The following is a 13989-nucleotide window of genomic DNA, read 5'->3' as shown; positions in this document are numbered from 1 at the left end:
ATTATATAGTCATAAATAAGAAAATTAATTTAATACCTTTTATTTTGATTTCTGTAATATTTCTTTTTATTCATTTAGGAAAATATGATTTTCGACTAAAAACCTGGTCAAATACACAAAAAAATTTGAACTTTTTTGAAAAATCTAAAATTTTTTTTAATGTGTATTTTAAAAATCAATCACATGATTTAAAAGTCGAAAATTTAATTAAAAGAAGGGATAATTTCAGATTAGAGAGAAGAATCTTTCATAGTTATTGGTCTTTAATTATAGTAACAAAAAATACGCCAGAAGAGGTACCATTTTGGGAAGGATACTCTTACAAGATTTTATCATCAAAATTGATCCCAAGAGTTTTTTGGAAAAATAAACCCTCCGATATTTTGGGAAATGAATTCGGTCATAGATATAATATTTTAACTAAAGAGAGTGAGAATACTAAAAGAGATAGCTCTACCTCATGGAATATGCCAGTTTTAAATGAGTTTTACGTTAATTTTGGAAAAAGTGGAGTTGTGATTGGTATGTTTTTAATTGGATTAATTATAAATTCTATTACTAGAGTTTTTAATTCACTAAAAGAAAGTAATTTAGAGTTAATAATTGCATTTTACCTTTTTGTCCCGATATTTTTTTTAGAGAGTCATTTGTCTTTATTATTTGGAGCCTTAATTCAATCTTATGTATTTTTAATAATTTCAAGTTTCATAATGTTGTTTCTATTAAGGAAGATTAAAAGATGAAAATTTTGTGTTTTAGGAACTCAAGATTAGGTGATTATATAATTTCAATTCCATCTTTAAAACTTATAAGAAAAAAAAATAAAAATTGTAAAATTTATTATTTAACAGACAAAAGTAATTTCTATACATCTTTACCAAAAAATCTAGGTAAAAGTAAGATCGTCGATAATTTTATATTTTTTAAAAATAATATCTTCTCTTATATAAAGTTATTTTTTTTTTTGAAATCCTTAAAATTTGATAAATTTTATTATCTTCAAGAAAAACCAAGCCTGTATAGAGAAATAAGAGATTTTATTTTTTTTAGTTTGTTAAATATTAAAAAAAAAAAAGGTTTTTTTTTAGATAAATTAGATTACCAATTATTTAATGAATCTTTTCAAATTTCAAAAAGAGTTAACGAAAAATTAAAAAAAAATGATTTTCAAAAATTATCAAAAATTCCATTTATAAATCTTAAACCTTTTTTCAATTTTCAATATATAACCATTTCTATTGGAGGTTTTTCTCAACCAATGATTTGGAAAAAAAATTATTGGGCAATCTTACTAAAGTTAATTCTTACTAGTTATGATCATAAAATTGTAATTTTAGGCACAAAGAAAGATATCAAAGATGCTAATTTTCTCTCAAATATAAGTAAAAAAAGAATAATATCAACTTGTGGGAAGACCAATTTAAATCAACTATTTAATATAATTGAACACAGTGAATTACACATTACTAATGATAATGGTTCGATGCATGTTGCTTCGTTATTTGAAAAAAAAACTGTATGTCTCTTTAATAATCATGATCCTGTAGGAAAATGGTATCCTAATAATAAAAATGCTATTATTTTAAGAGATAGATTTGGAGTAAATAATATCAAACCAAACAAAGTATTTAAAAAATTTTTAAAGCTTATTTAATTTGTTTATCAAATTTGTTGATGATAGATTATTTTTTTTCTTATATAAAATCACATTTGATATTTTATTTCCAGTAACTTCTGAAAAATTATAATCATCACCTTTTATTATTACATCTGGTTTTAATTTAGAAATAACTTTTATAGGTGTTTTTTCATCAAAAGTAATAATTTTATCAACAAGCTTTAAGTTTTTTATTTTTTTTATTCTTTTTTTGATGTTATTTAGAGGTCGATTTGGCCCTTTATTTTTTTTCACACTTTTGTCTGAGTTAATAGCTAAAATTAATTTTTTTCCAATTTTTTTTGAAAATTTTAATAAGTCAATATGACCTTTGTGTAAAATATCAAACACTCCATTAGTAAATACAATATCTTTTTTAAAATCATTTAAAGATACTTCTCTAATTCTTTTTTTTGCAACACATTTGGTTGTTGCGTAGCATGCAAGTTCTACAGCTGTAAAAATATCAAATTTATTAATATAATTTTTTATAATACATGAAAACAAAATATCACCAGCACCAACAACATTTGGATTTTTTACTTTATTTACCTTGTAGAAATTTTTTTCACCAAATTTGTTAAATACATGAATACCATATTTATTGTGTGAAATGACTAACCAATGCCAATTCATTTTTTTCATTAAATTAAACGCTTTTTTTTCTGAAAATTTACCACACCATTCTTCAAATTTTTCCATGTTGGGTTTAATAAAAAAAACATCCTTATATACCATTGGTGAATTTTTAGGATCAACAAAGATTTTACAATTTTTTTCAAAAAGTTTATTAATAACTTTTTTATTAATTAAACCTTTTTTGTAATCTGATATTACAACTAAATCTTTTTTTTTTTATTGAGTCGATAATTTTATTAAAACCACTTAAATTTTCAGATATGTCTTCTTTATCATTTCTAAATATTTGTTTATCATTATGATAATATCTTTCTTTACTAGTTGAAATTTTATTTGATCTTGAAGCTTTGAATCTAATATTTTTCTTTTTGAGTTGTGTTATAATATTATCACCGACTAAATCTTTACCTATTTCTGTAAGAAGAGTGTGTTTTACTTTTAAAGCTTTTAAATTTACACTTAAATTTCCTATACCTCCTAAACTATAATCAATATTTGTTGATTGAAAAATATTAATAGGAGCTTCTGCAGATCTTTTATTAAATTGACCATCTATCCAAGTATCAAGCATTATGTCTCCAATTATTTTTATTTGATTGAGTTTCATCAGTAAATAAATTTTCTAGTTTTATTATTTTTTTTTAGATGATTGAACCACCAAATTTCATCTCTAATAATTTTATCAATATTTGAATATAATGGTTCCCAGTCTAAAATATTTTTTGCTTTTTGAATATCACATACTAATTTTGATGAATCATGCTTTCTTTTTTGTAAATATTTAACCTCGGTATTTTTCTTTAGTATTTTAAATGAACAGTCAATCACTTCCTTCACAGAGTAACTAACGCCTGATCCAAGATTGAATATTTCATTTTTTGAATTTTTTTTTAAAAGATATCTAATAGATTTTTCTATTCCCCTTACAATATCTAATATGTGAATGTAATCTCTTAAGCAGGTTCCATCTTTGGTTTTGTAGTTTTTACCATAAACTCTAATACTTTTTTTATTTAAAGTTGAATGGATGATTAATGGTATCAAATGTGTTTCTGGGTTATGAAATTCACCAATTTGAGATTTGACAATACTTGATGCAACATTAAAAAACCTTAAGATACAATATTTACTCTTACTATTATCTAAACTTTTTACTTCAGACTCACACTTAATTTTCGATAAGCCATATGCATTTTTAGAATACAAAGTAGATTTTTCATTTAATTTTTGTATTTTTTGTTTGTAAACCGCAGCAGTACTTGAGAAAATCAAATTAGAAACTTTTAATTTTTTAATACATTCAATTAAATTTTTTGTTGCTAGAAAATTATCTAAATAATAATTATCTTTTTTTTTTTCAACCATATCTATAGTAGACTGACCAGCTAAATGAATAATAATATCAGGTTTTTTAGTCGTTAATAATTTTAGTAATTTATTTTTTCTTAGTAAGTTAATTTTGTGATACTTTATATCTTTAGGTAGAAATTCTGAAGGACTTGCTTTATCCACTACAGAAATTAAAAATTTTTTTTTTAGTTCAAAAGCCAAACAAGACCCAATATATCCATTACCACCTGTTATTAAAATTTTTTTCTTATTTTTCATTAATATTTAATATTATTTTTCAAGATAAATTATGTATAAATAAATTAATGAACATTTCAATAATTGTGGGAGGCAGATTTCATGCTTTTAATTTAGCAGAACAGCTACATAAAAGAAATTCTTTAAAACAAATAATAACAAGTTATCCCAAGTATTACCTTAAAAATAAATTTAATATTCCAAAAGATAAAATTGAGAGTATTTTTTTGAAAGAATTAATTCAAAGAAGTTTTTTTGGTAAAATTTTTGACTTTAATGATATTTTAACTGATTATTTTGACAATAAAGCAAAAAAATTAATAAATTTTAAAAATTTAGATATTTTAATAGGCTGGTCAGGATTTAGTTATCAAACATTTTTAAAAGCAAAAGAACACAAATGTATAAAAATTTTAGAGAGAGGTTCAACACATATTGAGTTTCAGAATGAAATACTTAAAAAAGAGTATTTAATGCACAATTTAAAACCAAATGAAATATCTAAGTACAATATTGAAAAAGAAAAAAAAGAATATGATTTAGCTGATTTTATAATGGTCCCCACTGATTTTGCCAAGCAAACGTTTTTAGAAAAAGGTTTTAAAGATGAAAAAATAATTAAAAATCCATACGGAGTTAATTTAAATGAATTTACTTCAAATAATTTTCTAAAAAAAAAAGATGATATTTTCAGAATAATATACACAGGCGCAGTTTCTATTAGAAAAGGAATTTTATATTTATTGGAAGTTTTTCAAAGTTTAGATCTTAAAAATTCAGAATTATTGATAATAGGAAATATTGAAAAAAAAATTTCAGAAAAAATTAAAAGATATAAATATAATAAAAAAATTGTATTTAAAAATGCTGTCAAACAATCAGAGTTAAAAAAATTTTATAATATTTCTAATATCTTTGTTACTTGTTCTATAGAAGAAGGACTATCAATGGTTCAGTTGCAAGCAATGGCTTGTGGATTGCCAGTTATTTGTACAATTAATTCTGGAGGTCAAGAAATTGTTGATGATAATATTAATGGATACATCTTGCCCATTAGAAATAAATCTTCATTAAAGGAAAAAATACTATTTCTTTACAATAATAAACTTTTTTGTGATGAAATGGGAAAAAATGCTCAAAAAAAAGTAACTAATAAATTTTCTTGGGAAATGTATGGACAAAAAACAATTTCAATATATCAAGATTTACTAAAATAATGAAAAAAATAATTATTACAGGTGGTTGTGGTTTTATAGGGTCTCATATTGTCGAGTATTTTTTTCACAAATATAAAGAATCAAAAATTATAGTTTTAGATAAAATAACTTATGCAGCTAATGTTAATAATTTAATCAATATTAAAAAATCTAAAAGATTAAAAATTATAAAAAAAGATATTTTAGATTTTAATATATTGAAATATGTAACAAAAAAAGCTGACTTAGTAATTCATGCAGCAGCCGAAAGTCATGTTGATAATTCATTTCAATTGAATGATGATTTTGTACTAACTAATGTGTTGGGTACTAAAAATGTAATGCAAGCTTGTAAAGAAAATAAAGTAAAAAAAATAATACATGTAAGTACTGATGAAATTTATGGTGAAATTTTCAAAGGTAGCTTTAATGAAAAAAATAGATTTAATCCATCAAATCCGTATTCAAGTTCTAAAGCTGCTGCTGAAATGATAGTTAATGGGTACATACATTCTTATAATCTGCCAGTGATTATTGTTAGAGCTAATAATATTTTTGGCACAAGACAACACCCAGAAAAACTTATTAGTGGTTGTTGTTGGTCGTTTATTAAAAATAGAAAATTTACAATACATGGAAAAGGTATTCAAAAAAGAACTTTTTTATATGTTGGAGATTTTTGTAAAGCTTTAGATGTCTTAATTAAAAAAGGAAAATTATATGAAGCTTACAATGTCGGTTCTACGTTTGAGTACAAAAATATTGAAATTGTAAAGTTAATTGCAAGAATTAATAATAAAAATTTAAAAAAAAATATTCAATATGTAAAGGATCGCCCATTTAATGATTTTAGATATAGTGTTAATTATTCAAAATTAAAAAAACTAGGATGGAAACCTAAAATTAAAGTTGAGGAAAAATTATTAGAAATTAATGAATGGTACATTAATAATATTAAAAGATTTAATAAAAGATTTGAATGAAAATATTAATAGCTGTTGAAAGTCATTTCAAAGAGTATGGTGGTCCTTACACAGCAATAAATCAAAAAATTGAATATCTAAACAACAAAAATATAAAAAATAAAATCATTTACAATAAGACAAATCGCTTTAGTTTCAATGCAGATTTAAATTATTTGATTAAGGATTTTGATTTAGTCCATATTTATGGAATTTGGCAGCCATTCTTGGTTAAAGTTTTTTTAATTGCAAAAAAACAAAAAAAAAAAATAATTTTAAGTCCAATTGGTGCATTAGAACCTTGGTCTTTGAATCAAAAAAAATTAAAAAAAAAAATTGGATGGTTTATTTATCAAAAAAAAATGCTTAATAGTATTGACCTCATTCATGCTACAAGTGAGATTGAGGCAAAGAATATTTTAAATAGATCAATAAAATCAAACATTAGAATTATAGGTCATGGAATTGATATAAAAAAAAATTTTTCTTTAAAATTAAAAAATCATAAAATAAAAAAAATTATTTTTTTTTCAAGAATACATAATAAAAAAGGTATTATTGAATTAATTGATGCATGGAGCAAAATTAGAGATAAAAAAGAATGGATACTTGAAATTTATGGTCCAGTATCAGACAAGTCTTATTATGATAAGATAAAAAAAAATATTAAAGATTTAAATTTAGAAAAAAGTATTTTTTGTTTAGAACCTATTTTTTCTAGTTATGAAAAAGAAAAAATTTTTAAGAGTGCTGATGGCTTGATCTTACCTAGTAAAAGTGAAAATTTTGGGATATCTATAGGAGAATCATTATCATATGGATTGCCAGTTTTAACTACATACGAAACTCCTTGGAAAATAATTAACGATTATAAAGCTGGATTTGTATTTAATTTTTCAAATCGAGAAATCAAAATAATTTTAGAAAAATTTATGAAACTCTCTGATAAACAAAGATATGAAATGGGCTTGAATGGTCTAAAATTAATAAAAGATAATTTTTTATCTGAGAATATTTTTAAGGAATATGAAAATATGTATAAGGATCTTTTAAATGAAAATTTTATCAATAATTGAAACGACAAATGAAAGCCATGGCGGTCCACCTGAGGTTTTAAAAAATCAAATGGATGTAATAAATGAATCTAACAGATATGTTTATCAATTATCTTTGAGCAAAATTTCATTATTGTATTTTATAAAATGTTTAATTTTTAAAACTTATAGATTAAAGATTTATGATTTTTTAAAAAAATTTGACATAATTCATTTTCATGAAATTTGGTCATTAAAAATAATTTTTTTTGTTTTTTTTGCTAATAAACTTTTAATTAAACATTTTTTTGTTGGTCATGGCTACTTAGACACTTGGTCAATTAATGATAAATACTTAAAAAAAAAATTTTTTATATTTTTATTTTTGCAATCAGCATATAACTCAGCGTATGCATCCTTTTTTTCTACATATAATGAATATTTAGAAGCAAAAAAAAATATAAAAATTTTTAGACCATTCATAATACCAAATGGTCTTTCTTTAAACAAATATAAAAAGCGAAATATAAAGAAAAAAAGTAGAAAGAGAATTTTATTTTTTGGAAGGATACATCCTAAGAAGGGATTAAATTTATTGATTAGAACAATTAGAAAATTGCCTAAGGATTTTTTTGATGAATTTACATTTGAAATTACAGGTCCTGGAGAAAAAAAATACATAAACGATCTCAAAATGATGATACAAAAATATTCATTAGAGAAATTTGTGGCATATAACGAACCCATCTATCGTGAAAAAAAAATTCCTTATTTAGAAAAACATGACGTATTTATATTACCATCTTTTGAAGAAGGTGACTCCATTGCTTTGAAAGAAGCACTTGGCTCCTATCTGCCTGTTATAATATCCAAACAATGTAGACTAGATATTATTGAAAAATATAATGCAGGGATTGTAATTGAGACAAATGAAAAAAATTTATACGAAGCTTTGTTAAAACTAAGATCTTCAGATTTGATCTATATGGCTAATCAAGCAAGGAAATTAATTGAAGATGAGTTTGATAATTATAAATGCTCTAATAGATTGTTAGATATTTATCGAGATATTTATAATGGGTCGCAAAATTCTAGAGATTGGGTAAATTAATTATGTCAGACAAGTATACTTTAGGATTGAATATCTTACATAGCGACTCTTCAGCATGCATATTTAAAAATGAAATTTTAATTGCAGCTTCTGAAGAAGAGAGGTTTACAAGAATAAAACATACATCTAATTTTCCGAAAGAATCTATTAAGTTTTGTTTAAATGAGGCAGGTATTTCAATTGCTGAGATTGATTATGTAACAATAAATACTAATCCTTTATCAAATATATTTAAAAAAATTTTTTTTGTTTTAAAAAATTTATCATCAATGAAACTTGTAATTTCTAGTTTAGAAAATACCAAAAAAAAATTTAACCTTGTTGAAAGTATAGAAAACATTGACAAAAGTAAAAATTTTCATGGTAAAATTAAATATATAGATCATCATGAGTCCCATATAGCTTCATCATTATATTTCAGTAATTATGAAGAGTGTGCAAATTTATCTATTGATGGTTTTGGTGATTTTGCCAGTTGCGCTTACGGGCAGTATAAAAACAACTCTTTAATTATTGATCAGAAAATACACTTTCCACATTCATTAGGAATTTTCTATCAAGCATTAACTCAATTTTTAGGATTTAAATCATATGGAGATGAATATAAATTAATGGGTTTGTCTTCATATGGAAAACCTAATTATGTTAATTTAATTCACAAATTAATAAATAAAACAAAAGAAGGGTACGAACTTAATCTAGATTATTTTGTACATCATAAAAAAAAAATTTTTAAAATAAATGAAAATGGTCAATTTATATATGAAGATTTGTATTCAGATAAATTGAAAAATATTTTAGGTAATCCAAGAAATTTAAATAGTGAAATAACTCAGAGACACTTAGATTTAGCAAGGTCAACTCAAGTGGTATATGAAGAAATATTATCTCATTTATTAGATACTATTTATGAAAAATACAAAGTTGATAAACTTACTATTTCTGGTGGATGTGCTATGAATTCTTTAGCCAATGGAAAAGTTATTCATAATTCTAAATTTAAAGAAATTTATGTTTCACCAAGTCCAGGTGATGCAGGCGGTAGCATAGGATCTGCATGTGTTGTTTTAAAAAAAAAATTAAATAAAAAAATTAAAAATCAAAATTATTCATATTTAGGCCCAAAATATTCAAATGAATACATAAAGAATTTAATTAATCAAAAAAAGATATCAGAAAAATTTTATGTTGAATTTTTTGATTATAAGGAATTATACCCATATGTTGTAACTAAGTTAGTGAATGAAAAGATTATTGGATGGTTTCAAGGAAAAACTGAATGGGGTCCAAGAGCTTTAGGAAACAGATCAATTCTAGCAGACCCAAGAAATAAGAATATAAAAAAAATAATAAATTCAAAAATTAAGAGAAGAGAAAGTTTTCGACCTTTTGCACCGTCTATATTAAAAGAATTTGTTAATGATTGGTTTGAAGAAGATTGCAATGTGCCTTTTATGAGTGAAGTAAAACAAATAAGAAAAAATAAAAGGGAAATTATACCTGGTGTAACTCATGTTGATGGATCAGGGAGATTACAAACAGTTACCAAAGAACAAAATTTACATTATCATAACTTGATACATGAATTCTATAATCAAACAAATGTTCCTATAATTTTAAACACTTCATTCAATGAGAATGAACCCATTGTCAATCAACCATCTGAAGCAATAGATTGCTTTGAAAGAACAAACATGGATTTAATAGTATTAGAAAACTGGATTATACAAAGAAAACAAGATTAATGGATATATCTGTCATAACAGTTTGTTTAAATAGTGAAAGCACTATTGAAAAAACTATACAATCAGTTTTGAAACAAAATTATAAAAATTTTGAGTATATAATTATTGATGGTGGTTCAACAGATAATACAATTAATATAATCAACAAATACAAATCACAAATATCAAAAATTATTTCAGAAAAAGATACGGGTATTTATGATGCAATCAATAAAGGAATCAACTTTGCTAATGGAGAAATAATTTCAATATTGCACTCTGATGACAAGTTTTTTGACGACGAAATTCTTAACAATATAGTAAAATCATTTAAAGAAGAAAATACAATAGATTGTCTAATAGGAAATACTATAATGGTTAAAAGGAATAAAATTTTAAGAAAATATTCATCAAAAAATTTCAAAACTTGGATGATGTATTTTGGGATTTCACCACCACATCCTTCAACATTTATAAAAAAAAAAATTTACGATAAAATTGGTTTATATAAGTTAGATTATAGTATTGCTGGTGATTTTGAATTTTTTTTAAGAATGCTTTATGTTGAAAACACTAAATTTAAATTAATAGATTTACCGTGTGTTGAGATGGAGTATGGTGGAAAAAGTACTCATTCATTTAAAAGTAATTTAATTTCAACTAAAGAAATTTTTAAATCATTTAAAGAAAATAAGATTTATAATAATTACTTTTTTATATTACTCCGATTACCTGTTAAATTAATACAATTTATTATGAAATAATGGACATATCAAAAAAACTTTTTACTTTTTTATCTTATCTAATTGTCTTAATTCCATTGACTTTGATAACAGGGCCGTTTCTTCCAGATTTAATTGTTATTTTATTGGGGCTATATTATCTCCTATTCTGTTACAAAAACAATAAATTTTATGAATTTAATAATTTGTTTTTTAAGTTTTTTATAATTTTTTGTTTATATTCAACTCTTGTTTCTTTATCCTCACTTAATGTTTTTTCATTTAAGAGTAGTTTTTTTTATATAAGATTTGGTGTGTTTTCATTAGCAGTTAGTTTTTTTCTCTTAAAAAAACCAAAAATAATTAATTACATATTTTATTTATTTGTAACAATTTTTATCGTTCTATTCTTTGATAGCATCTATCAATATTTTTTTTCAAAAAATATTATTGGATTTGAATATATTAATAAAACCAACTTTAGAGTAACAAGTTTTTTTGGTAAAGATGAGGTCTTAGGTAGTTATATAGCTAGATTTTTTCCATTTTTGTTGTTTTTGATTTTGGTTAATTATGACTCAAATTTTTCAAAGAAAGTTAATTTCTTTATTACCACTTTAACAATAGTTTCTTTTTCAATTGTTCTGATAAGTGGAGAAAGAACAGCAATAGGTTTGTTCATATTATCTTTTGTTTTTATTTATTTTTCATCTCAGAAATTTAGAAAAATTTTTATGGTTCCTTTAATTGGAATAATAATTGTTTTTATTTTTGCAGTTTCTATGAGTGAAAAAATTAAACACCGTATAGTGACCACAACTTTAAATCAAATGGGGTTAAACGCTGGCAGTGAAAGAATAGTTTTATTTAGTAAAACTTATGAAGGTCATTATAAAATTGCAGCAAATATGTTTGAAGAAAAACCATTAATTGGTCATGGGGCAAAAATGTTTAGATTTTACTGTTCAAAGGATGAAAATTATGTTGCTCCTAACGCTTGCACAACACATCCTCACAATTTTTATGCTCAAATGTTAGCAGAATTAGGAATTATAGGATTTTTAACTTTATTAGTATTATTTTTTTACATTACATATTTTTTTTTAAAAAATCTATATTTTCAGATTTTTAAAGATAGACAATTCATTTCAAATGAATCAATATGTTTATTAGGCTTTTACTTTATGACTCTATTTCCATTTTTACCATCTGGAAATTTTTTCAATAATTGGCTTTCAATAATAATTTATTATCCCTTAGGTTTTTTAATATATATTATAAAGAGAGGTAAATTTTATGCATGAAAAAATTCTCATAATTTTTGTTTTAATTAATATCCCAGTAGTTTTGTTTTATAAAAATATAACAAAGTATATAAATATTTTTGACAAGGCTGATAATGTTAGAAAATTTCACAAAAATAAAGTTGCATTATTCGGAGGTACAATTTTAATATATAATATACTATCTTTCTTTACATTAAATTTCCTTTTTTTTGAATATAGATTATTGGTACTTAATATAGATACTAGAGAATTGGCTTCATTAATCTTAGGTTCAATTTTATTTTTTTCAGTAGGGTTATATGATGATAAATTTAATTTAAGCGCAAATAAGAAATTATTGCTAAATTTTTTTTTATTAATTTTTTTAATTTTTTTAGATGAAAATTTAGTAATTAAAGATTTAAAATTTTCATTATTTGATAATCCAATCGAATTAAGGAATTTTTCTTATATATTTTCAATATTATGCATTTTACTTTTGATAAATGCTCTAAATATGTTTGATGGTATAAATTTACAGGTTGGAACTTATTGCACAATTATTTTTTTGATATTTATTTTTAAAGAGCTATTTGTTCAACTCTCTATTATTTGTGTACTCACAGTTTTGCTCTTTTTAGCTTATAATTTTAAAAACAAAGCCTTTTTAGGCGACAGTGGTACTCAAGTTTTAGCGTTTATAATTTCTTTTATTTTGATAAAGTCTTACAATTCAAACAATGCGTTTACACCTGAGGAAATTTTTATAATTTTATCAATTCCTGGACTTGATATGTTAAGGCTTTTTTTACAAAGATTGATAAAAGGAAAAAACCCTTTTTATCCTGACAGAAATCACATACATCATATTTTATTAAGTAATGTAGCTGAAAAGTATGCATTTATTTTGATACAAATTTTAATATTACTTAGTATATCAATTTACTATATTTTAGATGAAAAAGTAGTTTCTATAATACTTACAATTTTTTTTTATTTAATTTTTATACTCCTATTTTCAAAGAAAAGGAAAAAAACTGAGTAGAATTACAGATATCATTTTAGCTTCATTTTTTTTGATATTTTTTTTACCTTTGATGGGAATAATATCTTTATTAATTAAAATTGATTCAAAAGGACCTATTTTTTTTTACTCAGAAAGAGTTGGAGAAAATAGTAAAATATTCAAAATGATAAAGTTTAGATCAATGTTTGAAAATACAAAGATTATTGAAACAAAAAAATTAGAAAATCCTGATTTAAAGATAACTTATCTTGGAAAGTTTTTAAGAAAATATAGTATTGATGAAGTTCCTCAATTTTTTTGTGTAATATTAGGTAAGATGTCAATTGTAGGACCTAGACCAGCTTTGCCAACTCAAGTAGATTTAATTAATAAGAGAAAAATTTATGGTATAGATAAAATTAAACCAGGCATAACAGGATATGCACAAATTAATGGAAGAGATTTAATTACTGATCAAGAAAAGATTAAATTTGAGATAGAGTATTTAAAAAAAAAGAGCCTATTATTTGATTTAAAAATTTTAATAAAGACTGTTTATATAGTATTTAGAGGGAAAGGAATATCACATTAATTTTCTGATGAAAGTATTTGATATAAATAAGTTTGATAATCTTAAAAAAAAATTATTTTTAATATTAAGTGATTTTTTTATAATTGTCATTTCTATATCAATTGCATTTTCATTAAGATTAGAGGAGATTTATTATGTTGATGAGATAGACTTAAGAGTTTATTTAATATTTCTTATAATTATCTATACAGTATTTTATTATAATAATATTTATCAAATATTATTGAGATATTTTGATTTTTTTTCAGTTAAAAAGATAACAACTGCAATGTTTATATGTTTGGTATTGATTACACCTCTAAATTTTTATTTATATAAATTTTTTTATTTTCCAAGATCAATTTCTATAATTGCCCCAATAATCATATGTATTTTAATTTTAACACATAGAGTGTTTATCAATTTTATAATCAACATAAATCTTATACCTGAAAAAAAACAAAATAATATCTTAATGGTTGGTATTGATAAAAAAAATTTAGATATCTTAAATT

The 13989-nt window shown here is 22.9% G+C and carries 15 protein-coding genes; 12 read left to right on the top strand and 3 right to left on the bottom strand.

Translation table 11 applies throughout. The annotated features are described in order from the left end of the window. Positions 1 to 743: hypothetical protein (locus ACTT90_RS06745; protein WP_440938006.1), on the top strand; the 743-nt coding region annotated here is incomplete at its 5' end. Beyond that, the gene (locus ACTT90_RS06740) at positions 740 to 1654 is read left to right on the top strand and encodes a glycosyltransferase family 9 protein (RefSeq protein WP_440938005.1); all 915 of its coding nucleotides are present in this window, start codon (positions 740 to 742) and stop codon (positions 1652 to 1654) included. The genes ACTT90_RS06745 and ACTT90_RS06740, both read left to right, overlap by 4 nt. On the opposite strand, the gene ACTT90_RS06735 is transcribed toward ACTT90_RS06740, so the two are convergent. From ACTT90_RS06735 to ACTT90_RS06725, 3 genes are read right to left on the bottom strand one after another with little or no spacing between them, the layout of a single operon-like run. Then, positions 1640 to 2422: a PfkB family carbohydrate kinase gene (locus tag ACTT90_RS06735; protein WP_440938008.1), complete on the bottom strand. Its 783-nt coding sequence runs from the start codon at positions 2420 to 2422 to the stop codon at positions 1640 to 1642. The two genes, ACTT90_RS06740 and ACTT90_RS06735, sit on opposite strands and share 15 nt — an antisense overlap. Before the next feature lie 40 nt (positions 2423 to 2462). Continuing rightward, positions 2463 to 2903: a PfkB family carbohydrate kinase gene (locus ACTT90_RS06730; protein ID WP_440938004.1), complete on the bottom strand. Its 441-nt coding sequence runs from the start codon at positions 2901 to 2903 to the stop codon at positions 2463 to 2465. Then, positions 2903 to 3904, bottom strand: coding sequence for an NAD-dependent epimerase/dehydratase family protein (locus ACTT90_RS06725; RefSeq protein WP_440938003.1), 1002 nt, complete (start codon positions 3902 to 3904; stop codon positions 2903 to 2905). Before ACTT90_RS06725 ends, ACTT90_RS06730 begins: the two co-directional genes overlap by 1 nt. A 47-nt stretch (positions 3905 to 3951) precedes the next feature. On the opposite strand from ACTT90_RS06725, the gene ACTT90_RS06720 reads away from it, so the two are divergent. The 10 genes from ACTT90_RS06720 to ACTT90_RS06675 all read left to right on the top strand — a co-directional run. Further along, a complete protein-coding gene (locus ACTT90_RS06720) occupies positions 3952 to 5100 on the top strand; it encodes a glycosyltransferase family 4 protein (RefSeq protein WP_440938002.1) in 1149 nt (382 codons plus the stop codon). Beyond that, positions 5100 to 6062 carry a GDP-mannose 4,6-dehydratase gene (locus tag ACTT90_RS06715; RefSeq protein ID WP_440938001.1) on the top strand — a complete coding sequence of 321 codons (963 nt, stop codon included), beginning with the start codon at positions 5100 to 5102 and terminating at the stop codon, positions 6060 to 6062. Before ACTT90_RS06720 ends, ACTT90_RS06715 begins: the two co-directional genes overlap by 1 nt. Beyond that, on the top strand, positions 6059 to 7117 hold the full coding sequence (locus tag ACTT90_RS06710; RefSeq protein WP_440938000.1) for a glycosyltransferase: 1059 nt from the start codon (positions 6059 to 6061) through the stop codon (positions 7115 to 7117). Before ACTT90_RS06715 ends, ACTT90_RS06710 begins: the two co-directional genes overlap by 4 nt. Continuing rightward, positions 7095 to 8186, top strand: a complete 1092-nt coding sequence (locus ACTT90_RS06705; RefSeq protein WP_440937999.1) for a glycosyltransferase — start codon at positions 7095 to 7097, stop codon at positions 8184 to 8186. Before ACTT90_RS06710 ends, ACTT90_RS06705 begins: the two co-directional genes overlap by 23 nt. Positions 8187 to 8188: 2 nt before the next feature. After that, on the top strand, positions 8189 to 9931 hold the full coding sequence (locus tag ACTT90_RS06700; protein WP_440937998.1) for a carbamoyltransferase family protein: 1743 nt from the start codon (positions 8189 to 8191) through the stop codon (positions 9929 to 9931). After that, positions 9931 to 10674 (top strand): glycosyltransferase family 2 protein, encoded by a 744-nt coding sequence (locus tag ACTT90_RS06695; RefSeq protein WP_440937997.1) that lies wholly within the window; start codon positions 9931 to 9933, stop codon positions 10672 to 10674. Before ACTT90_RS06700 ends, ACTT90_RS06695 begins: the two co-directional genes overlap by 1 nt. Before the next feature lie 272 nt (positions 10675 to 10946). Continuing rightward, on the top strand, positions 10947 to 11936 hold the full coding sequence (locus ACTT90_RS06690; protein ID WP_440937996.1) for an O-antigen ligase family protein: 990 nt from the start codon (positions 10947 to 10949) through the stop codon (positions 11934 to 11936). Next, on the top strand, positions 11929 to 12942 hold the full coding sequence (locus tag ACTT90_RS06685) for an MraY family glycosyltransferase (RefSeq protein ID WP_440937995.1): 1014 nt from the start codon (positions 11929 to 11931) through the stop codon (positions 12940 to 12942). Before ACTT90_RS06690 ends, ACTT90_RS06685 begins: the two co-directional genes overlap by 8 nt. After that, a complete protein-coding gene (locus ACTT90_RS06680; protein ID WP_440938007.1) occupies positions 12935 to 13495 on the top strand; it encodes a sugar transferase in 561 nt (186 codons plus the stop codon). Before ACTT90_RS06685 ends, ACTT90_RS06680 begins: the two co-directional genes overlap by 8 nt. Before the next feature lie 7 nt (positions 13496 to 13502). Then, the coding region (locus tag ACTT90_RS06675) for a hypothetical protein (protein WP_440937994.1) at positions 13503 to 13989 on the top strand (487 nt) is incomplete at its 3' end.

Source organism: Candidatus Pelagibacter sp., assembly GCF_052049935.1.
Taxonomy (GTDB): Bacteria; Pseudomonadota; Alphaproteobacteria; order Pelagibacterales; family Pelagibacteraceae; genus Pelagibacter.
The sequence above is the reverse complement of the archived record's forward strand: the minus strand, read 5'-3'. Positions and strand labels throughout refer to the sequence as shown.

Coding starts and splice junctions, on each gene's coding strand:
- ACTT90_RS06740 (WP_440938005.1), top strand. CDS start 740: ATGAAAATTTTGTGTTTTAGGAACTCAAGATTAGGTGATTATATAATT.
- ACTT90_RS06730 (WP_440938004.1), bottom strand. CDS start 2,903: ATGAAACTCAATCAAATAAAAATAATTGGAGACATAATGCTTGATACT.
- ACTT90_RS06725 (WP_440938003.1), bottom strand. CDS start 3,904: ATGAAAAATAAGAAAAAAATTTTAATAACAGGTGGTAATGGATATATT.
- ACTT90_RS06720 (WP_440938002.1), top strand. CDS start 3,952: ATGAACATTTCAATAATTGTGGGAGGCAGATTTCATGCTTTTAATTTA.
- ACTT90_RS06715 (WP_440938001.1), top strand. CDS start 5,100: ATGAAAAAAATAATTATTACAGGTGGTTGTGGTTTTATAGGGTCTCAT.
- ACTT90_RS06710 (WP_440938000.1), top strand. CDS start 6,059: ATGAAAATATTAATAGCTGTTGAAAGTCATTTCAAAGAGTATGGTGGT.
- ACTT90_RS06705 (WP_440937999.1), top strand. CDS start 7,095: ATGAAAATTTTATCAATAATTGAAACGACAAATGAAAGCCATGGCGGT.
- ACTT90_RS06700 (WP_440937998.1), top strand. CDS start 8,189: ATGTCAGACAAGTATACTTTAGGATTGAATATCTTACATAGCGACTCT.
- ACTT90_RS06695 (WP_440937997.1), top strand. CDS start 9,931: ATGGATATATCTGTCATAACAGTTTGTTTAAATAGTGAAAGCACTATT.
- ACTT90_RS06685 (WP_440937995.1), top strand. CDS start 11,929: ATGCATGAAAAAATTCTCATAATTTTTGTTTTAATTAATATCCCAGTA.